Origin of the sequence: Pseudomonas sp. ICMP 10191 (assembly GCF_001467335.1) — a bacterium.
GTDB lineage: Bacteria > Pseudomonadota > Gammaproteobacteria > Pseudomonadales > Pseudomonadaceae > Aquipseudomonas > Aquipseudomonas cerasi.
This window is the reverse complement of sequence record NZ_LKGW01000113.1, coordinates 13,066-35,184: the sequence shown is the minus strand read 5'-3', so window position 1 is coordinate 35,184 and position 22,119 is coordinate 13,066. Positions and strand designations below refer to the sequence as shown.

Annotated in this window: 22 protein-coding genes; 7 read left to right on the top strand and 15 right to left on the bottom strand. The window is 59.5% G+C overall.

The window, feature by feature from the left end; translation table 11 throughout:
• Positions 1 to 67 precede the first annotated feature (67 nt).
• The 4 genes from lon (at position 68) to cmoB (ending at position 4,876) form a co-directional block, all read left to right on the top strand.
• Positions 68 to 2,485 (top strand): endopeptidase La, encoded by a 2,418-nt coding sequence (lon, locus tag AO388_RS14960; RefSeq protein ID WP_003363694.1) that lies wholly within the window; start codon positions 68 to 70, stop codon positions 2,483 to 2,485.
• A 198-nt stretch (positions 2,486 to 2,683) separates the two neighbouring features.
• A complete protein-coding gene (locus AO388_RS14955) occupies positions 2,684 to 3,076 on the top strand; it encodes a protease inhibitor I42 family protein (RefSeq protein WP_003363696.1) in 393 nt (130 codons plus the stop codon).
• 100 nt (positions 3,077 to 3,176) lie between these two features.
• Positions 3,177 to 3,920 carry a carboxy-S-adenosyl-L-methionine synthase CmoA gene (cmoA, locus tag AO388_RS14950; RefSeq protein ID WP_003363698.1) on the top strand — a complete coding sequence of 248 codons (744 nt, stop codon included), beginning with the start codon at positions 3,177 to 3,179 and terminating at the stop codon, positions 3,918 to 3,920.
• Complete coding sequence (cmoB, locus tag AO388_RS14945) at positions 3,917 to 4,876, top strand: tRNA 5-methoxyuridine(34)/uridine 5-oxyacetic acid(34) synthase CmoB (protein WP_054082104.1); 960 nt, start codon at positions 3,917 to 3,919, stop codon at positions 4,874 to 4,876. The genes cmoA and cmoB overlap by 4 nt, the downstream gene beginning before the upstream one ends.
• A gap of 8 nt (positions 4,877 to 4,884) precedes the next feature.
• Here cmoB and pdxJ read toward each other — a convergent pair whose 3' ends face one another.
• The 11 genes from pdxJ to rpoE form a co-directional block, all read right to left on the bottom strand.
• Positions 4,885 to 5,625: a pyridoxine 5'-phosphate synthase gene (gene pdxJ / locus AO388_RS14940; RefSeq protein ID WP_003431309.1), complete on the bottom strand. Its 741-nt coding sequence runs from the start codon at positions 5,623 to 5,625 to the stop codon at positions 4,885 to 4,887.
• Positions 5,626 to 5,684: 59 nt separating this feature from the next.
• Entirely contained in the window at positions 5,685 to 6,368 is a 684-nt protein-coding gene (gene recO / locus AO388_RS14935; protein WP_058396679.1) for a DNA repair protein RecO, read from the bottom strand.
• Between the two features lie 60 nt (positions 6,369 to 6,428).
• Complete coding sequence (gene era / locus AO388_RS14930; RefSeq protein WP_003363707.1) at positions 6,429 to 7,331, bottom strand: GTPase Era; 903 nt, start codon at positions 7,329 to 7,331, stop codon at positions 6,429 to 6,431.
• The gene (gene rnc / locus AO388_RS14925) at positions 7,324 to 8,013 is read right to left on the bottom strand and encodes a ribonuclease III (RefSeq protein ID WP_002554906.1); all 690 of its coding nucleotides are present in this window, start codon (positions 8,011 to 8,013) and stop codon (positions 7,324 to 7,326) included. The genes era and rnc overlap by 8 nt, the downstream gene beginning before the upstream one ends.
• Positions 8,010 to 8,387: a DUF4845 domain-containing protein gene (locus AO388_RS14920; protein WP_003384196.1), complete on the bottom strand. Its 378-nt coding sequence runs from the start codon at positions 8,385 to 8,387 to the stop codon at positions 8,010 to 8,012. Before AO388_RS14920 ends, rnc begins: the two co-directional genes overlap by 4 nt.
• 114 nt (positions 8,388 to 8,501) lie before the next feature.
• Positions 8,502 to 9,356, bottom strand: coding sequence for a signal peptidase I (gene lepB, locus AO388_RS14915; RefSeq protein ID WP_003363711.1), 855 nt, complete (start codon positions 9,354 to 9,356; stop codon positions 8,502 to 8,504).
• Between the two features lie 9 nt (positions 9,357 to 9,365).
• Positions 9,366 to 11,162 carry a translation elongation factor 4 gene (lepA, locus tag AO388_RS14910; protein ID WP_024660706.1) on the bottom strand — a complete coding sequence of 599 codons (1,797 nt, stop codon included), beginning with the start codon at positions 11,160 to 11,162 and terminating at the stop codon, positions 9,366 to 9,368.
• Between the two features lie 171 nt (positions 11,163 to 11,333).
• A complete protein-coding gene (locus tag AO388_RS14905; RefSeq protein ID WP_223272533.1) occupies positions 11,334 to 12,764 on the bottom strand; it encodes a DegQ family serine endoprotease in 1,431 nt (476 codons plus the stop codon).
• A 299-nt stretch (positions 12,765 to 13,063) separates the two neighbouring features.
• The gene (locus AO388_RS14900) at positions 13,064 to 14,023 is read right to left on the bottom strand and encodes a MucB/RseB C-terminal domain-containing protein (protein WP_032609146.1); all 960 of its coding nucleotides are present in this window, start codon (positions 14,021 to 14,023) and stop codon (positions 13,064 to 13,066) included.
• Between the two features lie 8 nt (positions 14,024 to 14,031).
• The gene (locus tag AO388_RS14895; protein ID WP_003363721.1) at positions 14,032 to 14,622 is read right to left on the bottom strand and encodes an anti sigma-E factor RseA C-terminal domain-containing protein; all 591 of its coding nucleotides are present in this window, start codon (positions 14,620 to 14,622) and stop codon (positions 14,032 to 14,034) included.
• Between the two features lie 33 nt (positions 14,623 to 14,655).
• Positions 14,656 to 15,237, bottom strand: a complete 582-nt coding sequence (rpoE, locus tag AO388_RS14890; RefSeq protein WP_002554912.1) for an RNA polymerase sigma factor RpoE — start codon at positions 15,235 to 15,237, stop codon at positions 14,656 to 14,658.
• A gap of 497 nt (positions 15,238 to 15,734) precedes the next feature.
• Between rpoE and nadB the strand changes: the two genes are divergently transcribed.
• Entirely contained in the window at positions 15,735 to 17,351 is a 1,617-nt protein-coding gene (nadB, locus tag AO388_RS14885; protein WP_003431320.1) for an L-aspartate oxidase, read from the top strand.
• Here the strand turns inward: nadB and AO388_RS14880 are convergent.
• Positions 17,320 to 17,784: a protein YgfX gene (locus tag AO388_RS14880; RefSeq protein ID WP_058416668.1), complete on the bottom strand. Its 465-nt coding sequence runs from the start codon at positions 17,782 to 17,784 to the stop codon at positions 17,320 to 17,322. The two genes, nadB and AO388_RS14880, sit on opposite strands and share 32 nt — an antisense overlap.
• A complete protein-coding gene (locus AO388_RS14875; RefSeq protein ID WP_003363729.1) occupies positions 17,768 to 18,022 on the bottom strand; it encodes an FAD assembly factor SdhE in 255 nt (84 codons plus the stop codon). Before AO388_RS14875 ends, AO388_RS14880 begins: the two co-directional genes overlap by 17 nt.
• A 152-nt stretch (positions 18,023 to 18,174) precedes the next feature.
• On the opposite strand from AO388_RS14875, the gene ygfZ reads away from it, so the two are divergent.
• The gene (gene ygfZ, locus AO388_RS14870; RefSeq protein ID WP_058416734.1) at positions 18,175 to 19,116 is read left to right on the top strand and encodes a CAF17-like 4Fe-4S cluster assembly/insertion protein YgfZ; all 942 of its coding nucleotides are present in this window, start codon (positions 18,175 to 18,177) and stop codon (positions 19,114 to 19,116) included.
• Between the two features lie 110 nt (positions 19,117 to 19,226).
• Positions 19,227 to 20,048 (top strand): HDOD domain-containing protein, encoded by an 822-nt coding sequence (locus tag AO388_RS14865; protein WP_003431326.1) that lies wholly within the window; start codon positions 19,227 to 19,229, stop codon positions 20,046 to 20,048.
• 10 nt (positions 20,049 to 20,058) lie between these two features.
• On the opposite strand, the gene AO388_RS14860 is transcribed toward AO388_RS14865, so the two are convergent.
• Positions 20,059 to 21,441, bottom strand: coding sequence for a sensor histidine kinase (locus AO388_RS14860; protein WP_003431327.1), 1,383 nt, complete (start codon positions 21,439 to 21,441; stop codon positions 20,059 to 20,061).
• Complete coding sequence (locus AO388_RS14855) at positions 21,434 to 22,105, bottom strand: response regulator (protein ID WP_003363740.1); 672 nt, start codon at positions 22,103 to 22,105, stop codon at positions 21,434 to 21,436. The genes AO388_RS14860 and AO388_RS14855 overlap by 8 nt, the downstream gene beginning before the upstream one ends.
• Positions 22,106 to 22,119: the final 14 nt, after the last annotated feature.

Genomic DNA, 22,119 nt, shown 5'->3' with positions numbered 1-22,119 from the left:
CCAAGACTATTGAAACCTGAGAGCCGCTGCCCCATCTAAGAACCATGTTCAACTTCTCAGGTGCCCCATGAGCGACCAGCAGACAGACTCGCCAGACTTGCCCAATGACGCAGACGAGCACGACGTGTCTCTGAGTTCCGACAGCACCTCGCTGGCCTTGCCCGGCCAGAACCTGCCCGACAAGGTTTACATCATCCCGATCCACAACCGTCCGTTCTTCCCGGCGCAGGTCCTGCCTGTCATCGTCAATGAAGAGCCGTGGGCCGAAACGCTGGAGCTGGTCAGCAAGTCCGAGCATCATTCGCTGGCGCTGTTCTTCATGGACACCCCGCAGGAAGATCCGCGCCACTTCAAGACCGACGCACTCCCCGAGTATGGCACTCTGGTCAAGGTTCACCACGCCAGTCGCGAAAATGGTCGTTTACAGTTCGTCGCGCAGGGGTTGAGCCGTGTGCGTATCCGTACCTGGCTCAAACACCACCGCCCACCGTACCTGGTAGAAGTCGAATACCCGCAGCAGCCCAATGAGCCGACCGATGAAGTGAAGGCCTACGGCATGGCCCTGATCAATGCGATCAAGGAACTGCTGCCGCTCAACCCGCTGTACAGCGAAGAGCTGAAGAATTACCTCAACCGTTTCAGCCCCAACGATCCCTCGCCGCTCACTGACTTCGCCGCCGCGCTGACCTCGGCCACCGGCGTCGAACTGCAGGAGGTGCTCGACTGCGTGCCGATGCTCAGGCGCATGGAGAAAGTCCTGCCGATGCTGCGCAAGGAAGTCGAGGTTGCACGCCTGCAGAAGGAAATCTCTGCCGAAGTGAACCGCAAGATCGGCGAGCATCAGCGGCAGTTCTTCCTCAAGGAACAGCTCAAGGTCATTCAGCAGGAGCTGGGCCTGAGCAAGGATGATCGCAGCGCCGACATTGAACAGTTTGAGCAGCGCCTCGAAGGCAAGACCTTGCCGCCACAGGCGCGCAAGAAGTTCGACGAAGAAATCGGCAAGCTCAAGGTGCTGGAAACCGGCTCGCCCGAATACGCCGTGACGCGCAATTACCTGGATTGGACCAGCTCGCTGCCATGGGGCATCTATGGTGCCGACAAGCTGGACCTCAAACACGCGCGCAAGGTGCTCGATCAGCACCACGCCGGGCTTGACGACATCAAGGCGCGGATTCTGGAATTCCTCGCCGTCGGTGCCTACAAGGGTGAAATCAGCGGCTCGATCGTGCTGCTGGTCGGCCCGCCAGGGGTGGGCAAGACCAGCGTCGGGCGCTCGATTGCCGAGTCGCTGGGGCGGCCGTTCTATCGCCTGAGCGTGGGCGGCATGCGCGACGAGGCCGAAATCAAGGGTCACCGCCGTACCTATATCGGTGCGCAACCGGGCAAGCTGGTGCAGGCGCTGAAAGACGTTGAAGTCATGAACCCGGTCATCATGCTCGATGAAATCGACAAGATGGGCCAGAGCTATCAGGGCGACCCTGCATCCGCGCTGCTGGAAACCCTGGACCCGGAACAGAACGTCGAGTTTCTCGATCACTACCTGGACCTGCGTCTGGACCTCTCCAAGGTTCTATTCGTGTGCACGGCCAACACGCTGGACTCGATCCCCGGCCCGCTGCTCGACCGGATGGAAGTGATTCGCCTGTCCGGCTATATCACTGAAGAGAAGCTGGCGATTGCCAAACGCCACTTGTGGCCCAAACAACTGGAGAAAGCAGGCGTTGCCAAAAGCAAGCTGAGCATCAGCGACAGCGCCCTGCGCGCCGTCATCGAGGGCTACGCCCGCGAAGCCGGTGTGCGGCATCTGGAGAAGCAACTTGGCAAGCTGGTGCGCAAGGCAGTGGTCAAACTGCTCGACGAGCCCGATTCAGTGATCAAGATCGGACCAAAAGACCTCGAAGCGTCGCTGGGCATGCCCGTATTCCGCAGCGAACAAGTACTGTCCGGCACCGGCGTGATCACCGGCCTGGCGTGGACCAGCATGGGCGGCGCTACCCTGCCCATCGAGGCGACGCGCATTCATACGCTCAACCGTGGCTTCAAGCTGACCGGGCAATTGGGCGACGTGATGAAAGAGTCGGCTGAAATTGCCTACAGCTACGTCAGCGCCAATCTGTCGAAGTTTGGTGGTGATGCGAAGTTCTTCGATGAGGCGTTCGTGCACGTACATGTTCCCGAAGGTGCCACCCCGAAAGACGGTCCGAGTGCGGGTGTGACCATGGCCAGCGCCTTGCTGTCCCTGGCCCGCAACCAGCCGCCGAAAAAAGGTGTCGCCATGACCGGCGAACTGACCCTGACCGGGCATGTGCTGCCGATCGGCGGCGTGCGGGAAAAAGTCATTGCCGCGCGACGCCAGAAAATCCACGAACTGATCCTGCCGGAGCCTAACCGTGGCAACTTCGAGGAACTGCCGGACTACCTCAAGGAAGGCATTACCGTGCACTTCGCCAAACGCTTTGCGGATGTGGTGAAGGTGTTGTTCTAAAGATTGATACTGCGCAGGTCCTACGCTGAACGGGCACGAGAGGTGTTCTATCGGGCACCTCTCGTTCCGGCACGCTTCAGCATGGGAATTCAGTTCTGGACGCTCTGCGTCCGATCCAGAGCGCGACACCGGTCGTACTCCCTCACAAAACTCCGATCAGTTATCCTTGCGCCTCGTATCGCGATACCGGAACTTGCCATGACCCCTGCCCGTTTCATTGCCCCGCTGAGCCTTGCGCTGCTGACGGCGTGCGCTCAGACGCCGAAAAACATTGTTTCCATCGACACGCAAAGCGACTGCCCGCTGACACTCACGTCCGGGCAGACGCTGATCCTGACCCTGCCCAGCAACCCCACCACCGGCTTTCGCTGGCTGACCCAGAACCCGGCCCAGAATATTCTGCGCAGCCTGGGGCCTGAGGTGTATGCCAGCGCCGAGAGCAAGGAGATGGTCGGCGACGGCGGGCAATCGGTCTGGCGCTTCAAGGCCACCGATGCCGGGACCGGCCGGCTGATGATGGTCTATCAGCAACCCTGGGCACCCGAAGTCGTCCCGGAGCAGACCTTCGAGTGCGCCATCAGCGTGAAGTGAGGCTTTGCGCACGGCTTGTCCGACAGCACGTACTGCACCATGCATCCCGGCAGCAACTTGGCTAGAATGCCGGCTTTTCAAAGCCTTCGCCGGAACCGCCGTGAGCAAAGAAACCGACCGCATTTTCGCCCAGCCGCTGGCCCAGGTGCCTGACTTCGCCTTCAACGAGGACGTGGTGCGGGTATTCCCGGACATGATCAAACGCTCGGTGCCCGGTTATCCGACGATTGTCGAAAACCTCGGTGTGCTGGCCGCGCAATTTGCGCAGCCAAATACTGTGCTCTATGACCTGGGCAGTTCTCTGGGCGCTGTCACCCAGGCCCTGCGCCGCCATGTGCGCGGTGAGGGCTGCGAAGTCATTGCGATAGACAACTCCAGTGCCATGGTCGAGCGTTGCCGTGAATACCTCAACGCGCAGAACTCCATGTTTCAGGAGTTGCTGCCGGTGCAGGTCCTCGAAGGCGACATCCTCGCGCTGGCGTTCAAACCCGCCTCGGTGGTGGCGCTGAACTTCACCCTGCAATTCATTGCCCCCGAACAGCGTCTGGCATTGCTCGGCCGCATTCGTGATGCGCTGGTGCCCGGCGGTGCGCTGATCCTCTCGGAAAAACTGCGCTTCGACGACCAGCAGGAACAGGCTCTGCTGACCGACCTGCACATCGCCTTCAAACGCGCCAACGGCTACAGCGACCTGGAAATTGCCCAGAAGCGCAGCGCCATCGAAAACGTCATGAAACCCGACAGCCTCGAAGAACACCGCCAACGCCTGCTTGCCGCAGGTTTTTCCAAGGTAGTGCCCTGGTTTCAATGCCTTAACTTCACCTCGTTGATTGCCCTGCCATGATTGATCTCGCTCCCCTCGTCCGTCGTCTGGCGGGAACCCCTCTGGCCGATTGGGCCAATGGCCTGCAGGCCCAGCTCGACACCAAGATGGCCAAGGGTCACGGTGACCTGCAGCGCTGGCAAAGTGCGCTGGATGCCTTGCCCGACCTGCAGCCCGAGCGAATCGATCTGCTCGACAGTTTTACCCTGGAAGCCGAGTGCAACGGCGAGACCCGCACCGTCCTGCGCAAGGCATTGCTGGGCCTGTCACCGTGGCGCAAGGGGCCGTTCAATGTGTTCGGCGTGCACATCGACACTGAATGGCGCTCGGACTGGAAGTGGTCGAGGGTTTCGCCACACCTGGACCTGAAGGGCAAACGCGTTCTGGATGTCGGCTGCGGCAACGGTTATTACCAATGGCGCATGCTTGGCGCCGGGGCCGACAGCGTGATCGGGGTCGACCCCAACTGGCTGTTTTTCTGTCAGTTTCAGGCCATGCAGCGCTATCTGCCTGACCTGCCCGCCTGGCACCTGCCGTTCGCGCTGGAAGATTTGCCCGCCAATCTTGAAGGCTTCGACACAGTGTTCTCGATGGGCGTGCTGTATCACCGCAAATCCCCCATCGACCACCTGCTGGCCTTGAAAGACTGCCTGGTAAAAGGCGGCGAGCTGGTGATGGAAACCCTGGTAGTGCCGGGCGATGTCCATCAAGTGCTGGTCCCGGAAGATCGTTATGCGCAGATGCGCAACGTCTGGTTCCTGCCTTCAGTCCCCGCGCTGGAGTTGTGGATGCGCCGTGCCGGCTTCACCGATGTGCGTTGCGTCGACGTCAGCCACACAACGGTCGACGAACAGCGCAGCACCGAGTGGATGCGCTTCCAGTCCCTGAGCGACTATCTGGACCCCACCGATCACAGCAAGACTATCGAGGGCCTGCCTGCCCCCATGCGTGCGGTGATCGTGGGGCGCAAACCCTGAGGGATTAGTTATCTGGCCGCCGCCACGATCAACGCTTTCATCTCGGCCACTGCCGCCTTGAAGCCGACGAACAGAGCATGAGCCACCAGCGCGTGGCCGATGTTCAGTTCGTTGATGCCCTTGATCGCGGCGACGGCTTCGACGTTGTGATAATGCAGGCCGTGACCGGCATTGACGATCAGCCCTTGGGCGAGACCAAACGCGACGCCGTCGGCGACCCGCTGCAGTTCTTCGGCAACTTCAGTCGGGGTCTGAGCATCGGCATAGCGACCGGTATGCAGTTCGATGGCGGGGGCGCCGACGCGTTTTGAAGCGGCGATCTGACGCTCGTCGGCGTCGATGAACAGTGAAACCTCGCAGCCAATCTTCGCCAGTCGCTCGACCGCTGCCTTGATCCGCGCTTCCTGCCCTGCCACGTCCAGACCGCCTTCGGTGGTCAGCTCCTGCCGTGTCTCAGGCACCAGACAGATGTGCGCCGGGCGAAGGCGTTCGGCGAAGGCGAGCATTTCTTCGGTCACGCCCATTTCGAAATTCATGCGGGTCTGCAAGACATCCTTGAGCAGCAGGACATCGCGCTCCTGAATATGGCGGCGGTCTTCGCGCAAGTGAACGGTGATGCCGTCGGCGCCTGCCTCTTCGGCGTCCAGGGCAGCCTTGACCGGGTCCGGGTAGCGCGTGCCACGAGCCTGACGCAAGGTGGCTACGTGGTCGATGTTTACGCCGAGAAGGATGCGAGTGCTTTGGGTCACGGTGGTCTCCAGAAAAATGGGCGAGCTGGTCGAAGCAGGCTGTAGAGAATAAAGCCTGATCAAGGCTTGCGAAACAGTTCACGACTGACTAACGGGCGACCGCCCAAGTGTACCGCCAGCGCCTGACGCATCAGACGCTTGGCAGCGGACAACGCACCGGGGACGCTCCAGTCCGCTTCGGACATGGCCAGTAATTCCGCGCCCTGAAACAGACCGGGCTGAAGCAGGTAGACACGCTCGAGCCCGGCATCGACCTGCAAGCGATACATGCCATCAATGGCCAGCGGTTCGCCATTGATGTCGGCGTCCATCGCGAAGCCATAGCCCAGGTCATCCAGCAACCGCCATTCGAACGAACGCAGCAACGGCTCCAGCGGACGCCCCAGAGAAAGGGCCAGCAGCGTGGCAGCGTAATGTTCGAACACGGCAGGATGAGGATCTTCGGCAGGCAACAGGCGAATCAGCAGCTCGTTGAGGTACATGCCGCTGAATAACGCCTCGCCGGTCATCCAGGTAGCGACGCCCGCGCTTTCCATGCGGCCGACATTCTTCAGCTCGCCCCGCCCTCGAAACTCGACCTCGAGGGGCACGAATGGGCGTGCCAGCGAACCCGCCTTGCCCTTGGCACTGCGCAGCACGGCACGCAGACGGCCCTGAGGCGTGAGGAAGTCGACCAGCGCGCTGTTTTCCCGATACGCACGGCTGTGGAGCACATAAGCAGGTTGGCCGGTAGACGTGCTCATCAGGCTGGCTCGAAAGGGAAGTGTTCGCCCGACCATAGCAAGGTCGGGCGAAAGGACAGCTTAGAGGTCGCCGTAGCCAAGGGAACGCAGTGCGCGCTCGTCATCGGACCAGCCACCTTTGACCTTGACCCACAGGTTGAGCATCACCTTGGAGTCGAACAGCAGTTCCATGTCACGACGCGCATCACTGCCGATGCGCTTGATGCGATCGCCCTTGTCGCCAATGATGATCTTCTTCTGTCCATCGCGCTCGACAAGAATCAGCGCATGGATATGCAGGGTGCGGCCCTGCTGCTTGAATTCTTCGATCTCGACGGTGATCTGGTACGGAAGCTCGGCACCCAACTGGCGCATGATTTTCTCGCGGACCAGTTCGGCAGCCAGAAAGCGGCTGCTGCGATCGGTGATCTGGTCTTCCGGGAAGAAGTGGTCATTCTCGGGCAGGTGCGAGGCAATCAGGCTTTCCAGCGCTTCGAGGTTGTGACCATGCTGCGCGGAGATCGGCACGATGGACGCATTCGGCAACTGACCCTGCAGCCACTCGAGATGCGGCATCAGATCGCTTTTGTCTTCGATACGATCGGTCTTGTTGATCGCCAGGATGACCGGCCCCTGGACATACTGAACGCGCTCCAGAACCATCTGGTCTTCGTCCGTCCAGCGGGTGCGATCGACGACGAAGATGACCACGTCGACGTCCTTCAGCGCCGCCGAAGCGGTCTTGTTCATGTAACGGTTGAGCGCTTTCTCGCCATTCTTGTGCATGCCGGGAGTATCGACATAGATTGCCTGCACGGCGCCTTCAGTCTTGATGCCCAGCATGTTGTGGCGCGTGGTCTGCGGCTTGCGCGAGGTGATCGCGAGCTTCTGACCGAGAATGTGGTTGAGCAGCGTGGACTTGCCTACGTTGGGACGGCCGACAATGGCAACATAGCCACAGCGTGTTGCGGTTGTATCATTCATGACCGTTCTCCACGCCCAGGGCGATGAGTGCTGCTGCGGCGGCTACCTGTTCGGCGATCCGGCGGCTGACACCCTGTCCTCGGCTTTTTTCATTCAATAGGTTGATCTCGCATTCGACGAAAAACGTCCGGCAATGCGGCTCGCCCTGGATATCCACCACCTCGTAACGCGGCAGTTCGCAGGCCCGCGACTGGAGAAATTCCTGCAGTCGGGTCTTGGGGTCCTTGTTGGTGTCCACCAGCGTCAGGCTGTCAAACTCGGTTGTCAGCCAGGCCAGGACGCGCTCGCGCGCCGCCTCCATGCCTGCATCCAGATAGATCGCCCCGATCAGCGCCTCGAGCGCGTCGGCGAGAATCGACTCACGACGGAAACCACCGCTTTTCAACTCGCCCGAGCCAAGGCGCAGGTACTCGCCCAGATCGAAACCACGGGCCAGCAACGCCAGGGTCTCGCCCTTCACCAGTCGCGCCCGCAAGCGGGACAACTGGCCTTCGCGAGCCTGGGGGAAACGCTCGAACAGCGCCTCGCCCGCCACGAAGTTGAGAATGGCATCACCGAGAAACTCCAGACGCTCATTGTTGCGACCGGCAAAACTGCGATGGGTCAGGGCCAGGACCATCAGTTCCTGATCCTTGAAGGTGTAGCCGAGCTGACGCTCAAGGCGGCTCAAGGATACGCTCACGGTTTACCCACACTGAATTGCTTGTCGAACTTCAACACCAGATCGATGTTCTGGAACCACGGTTCACGCTGCTCATAGTTCAAATGAGCCTGGAACGCATTGTTCTCCACCGTCACTTTCAACGCCTTGTTCAAATCTATATCCCGAATGCTGTTGACCTGCATGTTCTTACCGACATAACCGTAAAAATCGTCGACCGTGGTGATGTCCAGGGTCTTGTTGGTGTCGACCGCTTCGATGATTTTCTTCATCGTCATGTAGTCGAGGTAGTGCGGAACCAGCTTGAAGGCCGTGCTCGTCGCAAACGCGACCAGCGCCAGTACCAACAGCCAGCCCACGAAAGAAAAGCCTTTTTGAGAAGTAGAGAACGTCATGTTCGACTTCGACCTCAAGAGTGCAACGCCTCCTGACCGGGTCGACTCATGCTTCAGAGGCGTTTCCAGTCAGCCCAAATGACATGCGGCGCTGCTCAGGCAGCGCCGCATCGATTACTTGATCAGCCCTACGCGCGCAAAATTGGGGAAGTGGCTCAGTTTCGGCTCGGGCCAGCTCATCCACACCGCGAACGCCTTGCCTACGATGTTCTTGTCCGGGACCATGCCCAGCTCGTCCTTGGGAATGTTGGGATCATCCCAGTAACGGCTGTCGTTGGAGTTGTCACGGTTGTCGCCCATCATGAAGTAGTGCGCGGCAGGCACTGTCCACTCACTGTCAGGCGGCGCGCGGTAGCGGCTCATTTCCTGACGGATCTGATGTTCGACTTCGCCCAGCTGCTCTTCATAGAGTTCCGCGCTGCCCAGTGTACCGGGCTCGGTGCCGATCAGCTTCTTGGCGACCAGCTCGCCATTGATGAACAGCCGCTTGTCGCTGGTGTAGCGGATACGATCACCCGGCAGACCGACGACACGCTTGATGTAATTGACGCTTGGGTCGCTCGGATAACGGAACACCATCACGTCGCCACGCTGCGGATCACCGATCTGAATCACCTTCTGGTCCAGTACCGGCAGGCGAATGCCGTACGCGAACTTGTTGACCAGAATGAAATCACCCACATCCAGTGTCGGCTTCATGGAGCCCGAAGGAATCTGGAACGGCTCGACCAGAAACGAACGAAGCACCAGCACGATGAACAACACCGGGAAGAACGATTTGCCGTACTCGACCAGCAAAGGCTCCTTGTTCAAGCGCTCCACGACAGCAATGTCAGGTTCGCCCACGCTGCCCTGATAGTTGGAAATGGCAGCACGGCGGCGAGGCGCCAGGATGACCAGATCAATCAGTGCAAGCACGCCACAGACGAAGACAGCGATGACCAACAACAGCGGGAAATTTAGTGACATAGGACCTGACTATTCCAACCTGAGCACTGCAAGGAAGGCTTCCTGTGGAATTTCCACGTTGCCGACCTGCTTCATGCGTTTCTTACCGGCCTTTTGCTTCTCCAGCAATTTACGCTTGCGGCTGACGTCACCGCCGTAGCATTTGGCCAATACGTTCTTTCTAAGCGCCTTGACGGTTGTCCGGGCCACAATCTGACCGCCGATAGCCGCCTGAATTGCCACGTCGAACATCTGTCGAGGGATCAGCTCTTTCATCTTCTCGGTCAACGCACGCCCTTTGTAGTGTGCGTTGTCGCGGTGAACGATCAGGGCCAGGGCGTCGACCTTCTCGGCGTTGATCAGAACGTCGAGCTTGACCAGGTTGGCCGACTGGTAACGATCAAAATGATAATCCAGCGAAGCATAACCGCGGCTGACAGACTTGAGACGATCAAAGAAATCCAGAACCACTTCGTTCATCGGCAAATCGTAGCTCACCTGGACCTGCGTGCCGAGGAACAGCATGTCGTGCTGTACGCCACGTTTTTCGATGCACAACGTAATGACGTTGCCCAGGTGCTCCTGCGGCACAAGAATATTTGCGCGAACGATGGGCTCGCGCATGTCTTCGATGGCCGAGAGGTCAGGCAGCTTGGATGGGTTATCGACGTAAATCGTTTCGCCGGTCTTCAACAACAGCTCGAAGATTACGGTTGGCGCGGTGGTGATCAGGTCGAGATTGTATTCACGCTCCAGGCGTTCCTGGATGATCTCCATGTGCAGCATGCCGAGGAAGCCACAGCGGAAGCCGAAGCCCAGCGCATCGGAGCTCTCGGGCAGGTATTGCAGTGAAGAGTCGTTCAGGGTCAGCTTCTGCAGCGCTTCACGGAAGTCTTCGAAGTCGTCCGAGCTGACCGGGAACAGGCCTGCATAGACTTGTGGCTGAATACGCTTGAAGCCGGGCAGCACGTCGACGTCGGGCGTGGTGCTCAGGGTCAGGGTGTCACCGACCGGCGCACCGTGAATGTCCTTGATGCCGGCAATGATGAAGCCTACCTCGCCCGCTTTCAGATCGACGGTTGCCGTGTGCTTGGGGTTGAACACGCCCACGCTGTCGACCAGATGCAGCTTGCCGGTCGACTTGACGAGAATCTTGTCGCCCTTCTTGACGCGGCCGTGGCGCACACGCACCAGGGACACGACGCCCAGGTAGTTGTCGAACCAGGAGTCGATGATCAACGCCTGCAGCGGATCTTCGATATTGCCGGTCGGTGCCGGAATGGTTGCGACCAGACGCTCGAGGACCTCATCCACGCCCATGCCGCTCTTGGCGCTGCACGCCACGGCATCGGTGGCGTCGATGCCGATGATCTTCTCGATCTCTTCCTTGACGCGGTCCGGATCGGCCTGCGGCAAGTCCATCTTGTTCAGTACCGGCATGACCTCAAGGCCCTGCTCGATGGCGGTATAGCAGTTGGCGACCGATTGCGCCTCGACGCCCTGCCCTGCATCGACCACCAGCAACGCACCTTCGCACGCGGCCAGAGAACGGCTGACTTCGTAGGTGAAGTCGACGTGCCCGGGGGTGTCGATGAAGTTCAGCTGGTAGGTAATACCGTCTTTGGCCTTGTAATACAGGGTAACGCTATGGGCCTTGATGGTGATCCCGCGCTCGCGCTCAAGATCCATGGAATCGAGCACCTGCGCTTCCATTTCGCGCTCGGTCAGGCCGCCGCACATTTGAATGAAGCGGTCGGCCAGCGTCGACTTGCCATGGTCAATGTGGGCGATGATGGAGAAATTGCGGATATGACTCAAATCACTCACGGATCAACACTCAAAAAGGTTGCAGGCAGATTGCCCGCCGAAAAATAGCCGGGAATTGTACCTGAACTAAGCAAGAGGCGTCACGCTTACAGGCACCTGGATCGGCGCACGGTAAACAAACGGGTACAAAAAAGGGTGGCCATGGCCACCCTTTCCTCTTAAACCGACCGGTTACTCGGACAGCTTGAAGGTAATGAAGGTCGCACGGCCCTGACGCAGAACACGCATCGAGACAGAGCGATCCTTGGGCAGGCTTTTCGCCACCTCGGTGAACTGCTTGCTGGACGTGATCGCCTGATTGTTCAGGTGAGTGATCACATCACCCGCCTGCAGACCGATCAGCGAAGCCGGGCCGCCTGTGACTTCCTTGATCGCCACACCACCTTTGAGATCCAGGGATTTCTTCTGCTCGGCGGTCAGCTCGATCACCGATACGCCCAGACGATTACTGCTGCGCTCGGCACCCGTACCGCCAACATCGCCCATTTCCTGACCTTCATCAGGCAGTGCACCGACGGTGACCGTCAGCTTCTGACGCTTGCCGTCGCGAATCACTTCAAGTTCGGCCTTGCTGCCGTCCTTGAGGTTGCCGATCAGGTGCGGCAGGTCAGCCGACATGACGATTGGCTGACCGTTGGCGCTCAGAATCACGTCACCCACCTGCACACCACCCTTGGCAGCCGGGCCGTCTTCAAGCACTTGCGCAACCAGCGCGCCGGCAGGCTTGTCCAGACCAAACGACTCGGCGAGGTCCTTGTTCACTTCCTGGATGACCACACCCAGCCAGCCGCGGCTGACTTTGCCATTGGCCTTGAGCTGATTGGCCACATCCATGGCGACGTCGATCGGAATCGCGAACGACAGCCCCATGAAACCACCGGAGCGCGTGAAGATCTGCGAGTTGATCCCGACGACCTCGCCCGCCATGTTGAACAGCGGGCCACCCGAGTTACCCGGATTGATGGCCACGTCGGTCTGAATGAACGGCACATAGGTATCGTTAGGCAAGCTGCGCCCCTTGGCACTGACGATGCCCTTGGTCACGGAATGGTCGAAACCGAACGGCGAGCCGATCGCCAGGACCCATTCGCCGACCTTGAGCGTATTGGAATTACCCAGCTTGGCAGTTGGCAGGTCCTTGCCTTCAATTTTCAGGACGGCAACGTCGGTACGCGGATCGGTACCCACCAGCTTGGCCTTCAACTCGCTGCGGTCGGACAGGCGTACGAGAATTTCGTCAGCGCCGTCGATTACGTGATTATTGGTCAGCACGTAGCCGTCAGGAGAGATGATGAAACCCGAGCCGAGGGACTGGGCCTCACGCTGGCGATCACCCTTGCCAGCACCCGAACCTGGCGGACGCGAACCCGGCGGCATGCTGCGCTCGAGAAACTCGCGAAGCATCGGCGGCAAGCCTTCCAGATCAGGCATTTGCTGATTGGCGACGGCACGGTCCGGCAACTTCTGGCGCGTACTGATATTCACCACTGCGGGCGACGCCTGCTCGACCAGCCCGGTGAAGTCCGGCAGGTTTTCGGCTTGAGCCGTAGCAACCTGACCGAGCATCAGCACAGCGGCAATCAATGAAAAGTAGGATTTCATGCGTGGTATCGACATATGGCTCCCGTTCGTAACGAGGAAAAAATTAAGCAGTCCGAAGCAACCGACTCAAAGACCTCAAGCAGCGATGCTCATCTCTGGATCAGCGACATGGCCTCTGGAAACGACAAAAGGCCAGAGCTGCGAGGCTGTGACCTATAGAAAAAAAACAGAGCTTTTGCAATCTGCAAACCTCACCAAACATTTCAGCGCCTGTGCCCGAGCCAGGTTGAGTGCGGCCTGGCGGCTTCTGTAACCCAGGATGAAAATTTTTACATCCTGGGATCCGTGACTTCAAATGTTTATTTATTGGCTGGAGGTTCGTCGTTACGCATCGACAATGCTATGCGCTCCGCAGTGCCCATCGGAACTTCTCCGACGACCGTCACCATCATGTCGCCCTGCGGCGTGGTGAGACGGCGCGAAACAGCCACTGTAGGGCCTAGCTGGGTGCGAATATCCGAGGAAGATCCACCTTTCACCGACTCGATGAACACCGAAAAACGCGCCAGACCGTCACCATACATCAGATGGGTAACGGAGGATTGCGTGGAGGCGTCCTTGCGCACACCACTGCTGCTGACTTCGAAACCCGGCGGCAGCCAGTCCGAATGCCAGGCCACAGGACCTATGGACGCTTCGGACTTGGTTTTCACCACAGACACGGGTTTGCAATCGGCACTGGTCTTGAGCGCTTGCTCGGACAGAACACCGGCGGTATCGAGATCGGTAAACTGGAAACGTTCGAGCAACTGCCCCTTCTCGCTCAATAGAAGCGACTTGAGCACAAGACCGGTTTCGTTATCCAGGTGAAGTTCGAGGCCGTATCGATGCTGGTCCTTGGGGGACAGCGCAACGATGGTTGCCTGGCGACCGGCCACTCTGGATTTGCCGACAACTTTTATGTCGTACCAGGCGGAGAGTCTTTTGACATCGAAGGCGCGGGCAGATGAGTCGGCCGGATTGGCCACACCCGCTTCGAGTGTGCCGCTGACGCACTGGGTAAGCCCGTCAACACGCAACACTTCCTGAGCAGAACCATCAAGTTGCAGCAAGCGCTCCTGAACATGACCGTCCGCTATGCGGTGCCAGATTCGGTGGGTAGAAAAACTCCCGTTGCGCTCGTATACAAAAGTACCCTGATAGCTCTGCTGCTGATCAACCTTGGCAAGACGATTGATTGCGTCTTGCGCATCATCAGCCTGTACCGGGAGGGCAAGCCATCCACCAAGCAGTAGCGGCAGTAGAGGGACGGCTCGCATGATCCTCCTTAACGGTTTTCCAGACTCGCAGCACGAGCGTATGGCAACGCGCTTTCAGTGCCTTTCAACGCTGCTTCCTGGGCATGCTGACGCAGATAGCCCGGCAGACGCTGGTCACCTTGACCACCGCCCTGCAATACACCATTGGCCATAGGACCAGGCGCTTGCTCGGCGCTTTCAGTGTAGCCAGCCAGTACGGCCGGGCCTTTCACTTGCGGAACAGTCAGGTTTGCAGGCTGTTGGGTCTGCTGTGCCAGTTGCGCACCGGCAATGTCGTCCTGATTGTACAGGCGGACACTAGCCAGAACGGCTACGGTAACCGACGCTGCAACGGCTAGGCGACCCAGCGTACGCCAAGGACCGCGAGCTGCCTTGAGCGGGCTGACTTCATCGGCGATCGCGGCAGATACAGCAGCCGAGATATCCAGATGAGGGATCAGCAGCTCTTTGTGCATCGCTGCACGAGCAACTTGGTAACGCGACCAGGTGGCGCGAGTATCGGCATCGTCAATGGCATTCAATACCCGACGTAATTCCAGTTCGTCCGCTTCATTATCAAGTACCGCGGACAGCGATTCCTGCAGGGCTTCACGACTCATGGCGGGTTCCTCTCTTGGGCTATCGCCGCTGTCTCAGGATTCCTGCAACAACGGCTGCAGGGCTTTATCGATGGCTTCCCGAGCGCGGAAGATCCGAGAGCGCACGGTACCAACAGGACACTGCATGACGCTCGCAATGTCTTCATAACTCAGACCATCGAATTCACGTAAAGTTAGTGCCGTACGTAAATCTTCCGGGAGAAGCTGGATGGTCCGATGGACGGTGCCCTCGATCTCATCCCTCAACAATGCACGCTCCGGCGACTCGATGTCCTTGAGGCCGTGGTCGCCGTCGTAGAACTCCGCGTCTTCAGACCTTACATCGCTATCCGGTGGCCGCCGACCTCGCGAAACCAGATAGTTCTTCGCCGTGTTAATGGCGATGCGGTACAGCCAAGTGTAGAAAGCACTGTCGCCGCGAAAATTTCCGAGAGCACGATAAGCCTTGATAAAGGCTTCCTGTGCAACGTCTTGAGCCTCATGGGTGTCGTGCACGAATCGCACGATCAACCCTAGAATTTTGTGCTGATACTTCAGCACCAACAGATCAAATGCTCGCGTATCGCCACGCTGTACGCGTTCGACAAGCTGCTGATCCTCTTCCTGGGTTAGCATGAACACTCCTCGTTAAGCATGAAGGAGTGTTGCAACTGATATTGTTCAGGCTCGCAAACATAGACTCGGGCTTTTCGCAAAAGTTCTCCCCCTTCAAGCAAGTTTCCTGCAAGCCATCGTAAAGCCTGCACGAAAAACGCAGCTCGACACGGTCGGCTGCGCGAATAGTCTTGTCGCCGGTTTCGCAGTTGATGATCACTTATCTAACCCTGCGAAATCGACGCTGTTCCTGTGTAGGCAACCTGCTATTGAGCATGGTTCTTTAAGAAAAGTTCCATTGGCACAACCGCTGGCGTGAGCCGCAAACTGCATAAAACTCCCTTAAATCAATACACTGGAGCATTTCCAGCAACTCAACAAAAGGAAATCAATAGGCATGACGTCAGGGACTGGAGCACAATCCAGACCCGCTGTGGTCTCACATTGCCATGTAGGCGAGGCTATTGTGCCGTTACCCCAATACTTATACTAGTGGTCGCCAAGGGCAGAATTCGCAGATGAGTCAACATTTTCAGCATGACGTACTGGTAATCGGCAGCGGCGCGGCCGGGTTGAGCCTGGCACTGACCCTTCCCGACCACCTGCGGATTGCAGTCCTGAGCAAGGGCGATCTCGCCAATGGCTCGACCTTCTGGGCACAGGGCGGCGTTGCGGCAGTACTGGATGACACCGACACCGTGCAATCTCATGTTGAGGACACGCTGAACGCAGGCGGCGGCCTTTGCGACGAAGACGCTGTGCGCTTCACCGTCGAGCACAGCCGCGAGGCGATTCAATGGCTGATCGATCAAGGCGTGCCTTTTACCCGCGGCGATGACACAGACACCGACGAAAGCGGATTTGAATTTCACCTGACGCGTGAAGGCGGCCATAGCCATCGGCGGATCATTCATGCTGCAGATGCCACGGGCGCAGCGATTTTTCGCACCCTGCTGGAACAGGCGATCAAGCGACCCAACATTGAACTGCTCGATCAGCGCGCTGCCATCGACCTGATCACCGAACGCCGCCTCGGCCTGGACGGCCAGCGCTGCCTCGGCGCCTATGTGCTCAACCGCCACAGTGGCGAAGTGGATACTTACAGCGCGCGCTTCACAATCCTGGCGTCGGGTGGCGCCGCCAAGGTCTATCTGTACACCAGCAACCCTGACGGCGCCTGTGGCGACGGCATCGCCATGGCCTGGCGTTCCGGCTGCCGAGTGGCGAACCTCGAGTTCAACCAGTTTCACCCCACTTGCCTGTATCACCCGCAGGCCAAGAGTTTTCTGATTACCGAAGCACTTCGTGGCGAAGGGGCCTACCTCAAACTACCCAACGGCGAGCGCTTCATGCAGCGCTTCGACGAGCGGGCAGAACTGGCCCCGCGCGATATCGTGGCCCGCGCGATAGACCATGAAATGAAGCGACTGGGCATCGACTGTGTGTATCTGGACATCAGCCACAAGCCGGAAGCCTTCATCAAGACGCACTTTCCAACCGTCTACGAGCGCTGCCTGGAGTTTTCCATCGACATCACACGCGAGCCGATACCGGTGGTTCCGGCCGCGCATTACACCTGTGGCGGCGTGATGGTGGACAGCAAGGGGCATACCGATGTGCCGGGCCTGTACGCCATCGGCGAGACCAGCTTCACGGGCCTGCACGGCGCCAACCGCATGGCCAGCAATTCGCTGCTGGAGTGCTTCGTCTACGCCCGATCGGCCGCCGCAGACATCGAAAAGCAATTGGCTGACGTGCAGATGCCCGCCGACCTGCCTGCCTGGGACGCCAGCCAGGTCACCGACTCGGACGAGGACGTGATCATCGCGCACAACTGGGACGAGCTGAGGCGGTTCATGTGGGACTACGTCGGCATTGTGCGCACCAACAAACGCCTGCAGCGCGCTCAACACCGCGTACGCCTGCTGCTGGATGAGATCGACGAGTTCTACAGCAACTACAAGGTCAGCCGTGACCTGATCGAGTTGCGCAATCTGGCGCAGGTCGCGGAACTGATGATCCGCTCTGCCATGCAGCGCAAGGAAAGCCGCGGCCTGCATTACACGCTGGACTATCCCGATATGTTGCCGGAGGCGCTGGACACTATTCTGGTGCCGCCCACCTATGCCGGCTGAATTTCAAACGTACACGCAGACGTCGGTGAATGTCCGGCGTCAATGCGTCATGCGGGATACAACAACTGTTTATTGATCGTCCTGGCCGACCGGCGATAATCGGGCGAAAACGCAGAATGACCACCCACGGCAAGGCAAGGCTGTCGGGGCATAACTGCACAGGCTGCCAGCCGTCACATGCATTCCACAGCTGCCAGCCTTGATGATCGCGCTTGAGTGCAGTGAATGCCGCCGGATGCGTCAGCAGGATGGAGCGTGGTATCACGCGGACAGCGTGCACCAGGCACATCAGCGCACACAGCGCCGCAGCCCACGCGGCGATGTCCAGCCAGTACAACGCGACCAGTGCCAGCGACTGAACCGCAAGATACGCCGTCACCAGCAGACGCGAAGCCTGCCAGTGACATTCAAAGCGATCACTGGGGCTGGACACGATCCAGAATCATGCGAACCATACGCTGCAATTCAGCGTCTTCGGATTCGGCGCGCTGCATGAACCAGCCGAACATATCCTGATCCTCACAGGTCAGCAGACGGCGGTACAAATCGCGGTCTACGTCATTCAGATGTGGATAGACCTCACGGACAAACGGCACCAGCAGCACGTCCAGTTCAAGCATGCCGCGGCGGCTGTGCCAGTAAAGGCGGTTGAGTTCAACGTCTTCGACCATGGAGCGCTCCTCAAAGTAGGCGGCAAGTATACAGCCGTGAGCCGGGCGCGCGAATCTCGCAATGGTCGCAGCAGTTTTCATGTACCCGTATGCATAACCTCGACTCGGCACTATGATGTGCCCCCGGACTTTTTTCCCAATCTGCGATGACCATGGCCCACACAGCTTTTTTCTGCACGCTAACCCATGAGGGCGTTCTCGCCGTTCGCGGCGTGGATGCCAGCAAGTTTCTTCAGGGTCAGCTGACGTGCAACCTCAATTATCTGAATGAAGACAAATCCAGCCTGGGTGCCCGTTGCACGCAGAAAGGCCGGATGCAGTCGAGTTTTCGCATCGTGTTCGAGGGCGACGGTTGCCTGTTGGCGATGGCTGGCGAACTGATCGAGGCGCAATTGCTCGACCTGCGCAAATACGCAGTGTTCTCCAAATCGAAGCTCACGGATGAAAGCGCAGACTGGGTGCGCTTCGGTCTGCAGGACGGGGACGCTGCGCTGGTCAGCCTGGGGCTGGATCTGCCACAGGAAACCGATAGCGTGGTGCGCGCCGATGATCTGATCGCGATCCGCGTCTCGCCAGGTCGGGCCGAGCTCTGGGTGCGCAGCGCACAGGCAGACAGCATCAAAGCGCGTCTGGCATCGCAGTTGAGCGAAGCCCCGCTGAACGACTGGCTGCTGGGCCAGATCCGTGTCGGTATCGGCCAGGTGTTCGGCAACACCCGCGAAGAATTCATTCCGCAGATGATCAATCTGCAAGCGGTTGGCGGCGTCAGCTTCAAGAAAGGCTGCTACACCGGCCAGGAAATCGTTGCCAGAATGCAATATCTTGGCAAACTAAAGCGCAGGCTTTACCGCCTGACCCTGAGCGGCGAAGAGATCCCGCAGCCCGGTACGGCACTGTTCTCACCGGTGCATGCCAGCGCAGTGGGCAACGTCGTCATTGCGGCACAGGATGGGCAGAACATCGAGCTGCTCGCGGTATTGCAGGGTGATGCGGCAGAAGACGGTCGTATCAATCTTGGTTCGCCAGAAGGCGCGGCGCTGCAAATGAGTGAACTGCCCTACACACTGGACAGCAAACTCGAAACTCAGCGCTAGCAGACGAACACATTCAGCTTCCTAGTGTCTTTAGAGCGATCCAGTACAGCCTGGCGCTCTGAAGAGCGCGCGGATAACTCTGGACACCCCCAACAGCTGCGAGATGCAACATGAGCAAGATGGCTGACGAGGTGCAGAGAAACTTGATCAAGGCCATCGACAGAGATGCCTTGTTTCTCCCCACCCTGCCGGAAGTGGCACTGAGGATTCGCCTGGCTGCAGAGGACACCGAGATCAGTATTTCGGCCCTGAGCAAGGTCATCGGTAGCGATACAGCCCTTTCCGCGCGCCTTATCAAGGTTGCGAACAGCCCCCTGCTGCGCCCGAATTTTGAAGTCAGCGACGTCAATACCGCGATTCGACGCCTGGGCGTCAACTACACCTGCAACCTGGCCATCGGCCTGGTGGTCGAGCAGATGTTCCACGCCAAGTCGCCGGTCATCGAGCAGAAGATGCGCGATATCTGGAAGCAAAGCCTGCAGGTGGCCGGTATCAGCTACACCCTGTGTCAGCACTACACCAGTCTGAAACCCGATCAGGCCACGCTCGCCGGGCTGATCCACCTGATCGGGATCCTGCCGATCCTGACCTATGCCGAAGACCATTACGAGCTGCTGTCCGACCCGATCAGCCTCAACCACGTAATCGACAGCATCCACCCGGTCATCGGCGAGCGCCTGCTGCGCTCATGGGATTTCCCCGAGCCGCTGGCCTGTGTGCCGGGCCAGTTCCAGAACTTCGCGCGCGTCTCGAAAAGCCCTGACTACACCGACCTGGTACAGATCGCCACGGTGCATATCCATAGGAATACCGACCATCCCTTCAGCCTCATCGAAATGGTCGACCTGCCTGCCTACAGCCAGCTGAGGCTCGCCAGAGGCGAAGGCGTGCTCAGCGCCCAGATGGACGAAGCCAAGAGCATGCTCTACTAGTTTCGCCCCATCAGGTGGCGCTGAAACTGACCCTTACCTTCAAGCCACGCTCAGCCCCCTCGTGCAAGGTGATCCTGGCCAGATGTGCCCGGCAGATTTCGCCCACAATCGCCAGCCCGAGCCCGGCACCACTGCCCTGCTGGCTGCGGCGATAAAAACGCTCGAAGACCCGCTCACGCTCATCGGGCGGAATGCCGGGACCATCATCCTCGACCTCCAGGACGCCCGGCGCATAGACGCGCAACACGACGTTGCCGCCCGGCGAGGTATGGGCCAGCGCGTTGTCGATCAGATTGCTCAGCAACTCGTTCAGCAAGGTCGGCTCGCCGCGCAGCCAGACCGGCTCGTCAGCCTCCAGCGCCAGCGCAACGCCCCGGGAATGAGCCAACGGTGCCATGGCCATGCCCAGCTCTCTGGCCAATTGACTGAGGTCCAGCTGTTGCGCCCCGCCCTCGGCGATGGCCCTGGCGCCGTTTTCGATGCGTGCCAGGGACAGCAGCTGGTTGGCCAGATGCGTGAGTCGATCGGTGCCGAGCGCCGCCGACTCCAGCGTGCTGCGCCAATGCTCCGGGTCGTGTTCGCGCAGCCCCAGCTCGACCCGCGCCTTCAAGGCGGCCAGCGGCGTGCGCAGTTCGTGGGCGGCATCGGCGATGAATTGCGCCTGGCGCTCGAACTGCACGCGCAATCGTTCGGTGAAGTGGTTCAGCGCCCCCACCAACGGACGCAGCTCGTGCTGCACTTCAACCATCGGCAAGGCGCGCAGATCATCCGGCTGACGCTCCTCGACGGCGGTGCGCAGGCGCTCCAGCGGTCGCAATGCCGCGCTGACCGTGAACCAGACCAGCAGCAGCGCGCCCCCTCCGAGCATGCCCAGGCGCAGCAATGTGTCGGCCATCAGGCTGCGCGCCATGCCCTTGCGCGCCTCCTGGGTTTCGGCGACGCGGATTTCAGCGGTGCCGTTCATGCCCGGGTCGGTCACCGGTTTGAGCAGACTGACAACCCGCACATCCTGGCCCTGATAGATCCCGTTATAAAATTTCGCCAGGGCCGGGTAATCGTCGGTACGCAAGGTACCGGGCGGCGGCGAAGGCAGGTTTTCATAACCGGAAATCAGCTTCTGATGAATGTCATTGACCTGATAGTAGATGCGCCCTTCGCTGTCGTAGGCGAAGGTATCCAGCGCCACGTAGGGAATGTCGGCGCTCAGCGTGCCATCACGCTGGGTCAGGCCGGCAGCGATGGTTCGCGCGGAAGCCAGCAACGTACGGTCATAGGCGGTGTCGGCCACTTCGCGGCCATTCCAGTAAGCGCTCATGCCGCTGGCCAGCATCAACACCACCAGCAGCAGGGCCAGGTTCCACAACAACCGCCAGCGCAGGCTGTCGTTAATCATCGCGGCTTTCCAGCAGATACCCCAGACCGCGAAAGGTCACGATCGCCACGGAATGCCCGTCGAGCTTTTTGCGCAGACGATGGACATAGATCTCGATGGCGTCGGGGCTGGCTTCTTCATCGAGCCCGAACACCTGCGCCGCCAGTTGCTCCTTGCTCATCACCCGACCCGGCCGGGCGATAAGCGCTTCCAGCACTGCCTGTTCGCGAGAGGTCAGGGTCAGCAGCTCTTCGCCGAGTGTGAAACGCCGCGTGTCCAGATCGTAGGCCAGCACGCCGCAGCGCTGTTGCCGCTCGCCACCCAGCACGCTGCGCCGCAGCAAAGCCTTGACCCTGGCCTCCAGCTCGGAGAGTTCGAAAGGCTTGGCCAGGTAGTCGTCGGCACCCAGATTCAGGCCGTGGACCCGGTCCTTGACGTCACTGCGCGCCGTCAGCATCAGCACCGGCAGGTTTTTGCTGCGCGCTCGCAGACGCGCCAGCACTTCAAAGCCGTCCATGCGCGGCAACCCGACATCGAGAATGGCGACCGCGTACTCCTCGCTGTTCAATGCCAGGTCGGCAGCCACGCCATCATGCAGCACATCAACGGTCAAACCCGCGCTTTTGAGCGCCTGCGCGACACTTTCAGCCAATTGCAGATGATCTTCCACAAGAAGAACACGCATCGCCGTCTCCTGAT

Bases quoted from the DNA above. Each gene is read 5' to 3' on its own strand.
- lon (WP_003363694.1), top strand. From the start codon at position 68: ATGAGCGACCAGCAGACAGACTCGCCAGACTTGCCCAATGACGCAGAC.
- recO (WP_058396679.1), bottom strand. From the start codon at position 6,368: ATGAGCACGTCTACCGGCCAACCTGCTTATGTGCTCCACAGCCGTGCG.
- AO388_RS14895 (WP_003363721.1), bottom strand. From the start codon at position 14,622: ATGAGTCGTGAAGCCCTGCAGGAATCGCTGTCCGCGGTACTTGATAAT.
- cmoB (WP_054082104.1), top strand. From the start codon at position 3,917: ATGATTGATCTCGCTCCCCTCGTCCGTCGTCTGGCGGGAACCCCTCTG.
- era (WP_003363707.1), bottom strand. From the start codon at position 7,331: ATGAATGATACAACCGCAACACGCTGTGGCTATGTTGCCATTGTCGGC.
- ygfZ (WP_058416734.1), top strand. From the start codon at position 18,175: ATGGCCCACACAGCTTTTTTCTGCACGCTAACCCATGAGGGCGTTCTC.
- AO388_RS14855 (WP_003363740.1), bottom strand. From the start codon at position 22,105: ATGCGTGTTCTTCTTGTGGAAGATCATCTGCAATTGGCTGAAAGTGTC.
- AO388_RS14955 (WP_003363696.1), top strand. From the start codon at position 2,684: ATGACCCCTGCCCGTTTCATTGCCCCGCTGAGCCTTGCGCTGCTGACG.
- AO388_RS14875 (WP_003363729.1), bottom strand. From the start codon at position 18,022: ATGGTCGAAGACGTTGAACTCAACCGCCTTTACTGGCACAGCCGCCGC.
- nadB (WP_003431320.1), top strand. From the start codon at position 15,735: ATGAGTCAACATTTTCAGCATGACGTACTGGTAATCGGCAGCGGCGCG.
- AO388_RS14860 (WP_003431327.1), bottom strand. From the start codon at position 21,441: ATGATTAACGACAGCCTGCGCTGGCGGTTGTTGTGGAACCTGGCCCTG.
- lepB (WP_003363711.1), bottom strand. From the start codon at position 9,356: ATGTCACTAAATTTCCCGCTGTTGTTGGTCATCGCTGTCTTCGTCTGT.
- AO388_RS14900 (WP_032609146.1), bottom strand. From the start codon at position 14,023: ATGCGAGCCGTCCCTCTACTGCCGCTACTGCTTGGTGGATGGCTTGCC.
- rpoE (WP_002554912.1), bottom strand. From the start codon at position 15,237: ATGCTAACCCAGGAAGAGGATCAGCAGCTTGTCGAACGCGTACAGCGT.
- AO388_RS14905 (WP_223272533.1), bottom strand. From the start codon at position 12,764: ATGAAATCCTACTTTTCATTGATTGCCGCTGTGCTGATGCTCGGTCAG.
- AO388_RS14920 (WP_003384196.1), bottom strand. From the start codon at position 8,387: ATGACGTTCTCTACTTCTCAAAAAGGCTTTTCTTTCGTGGGCTGGCTG.
- AO388_RS14865 (WP_003431326.1), top strand. From the start codon at position 19,227: ATGAGCAAGATGGCTGACGAGGTGCAGAGAAACTTGATCAAGGCCATC.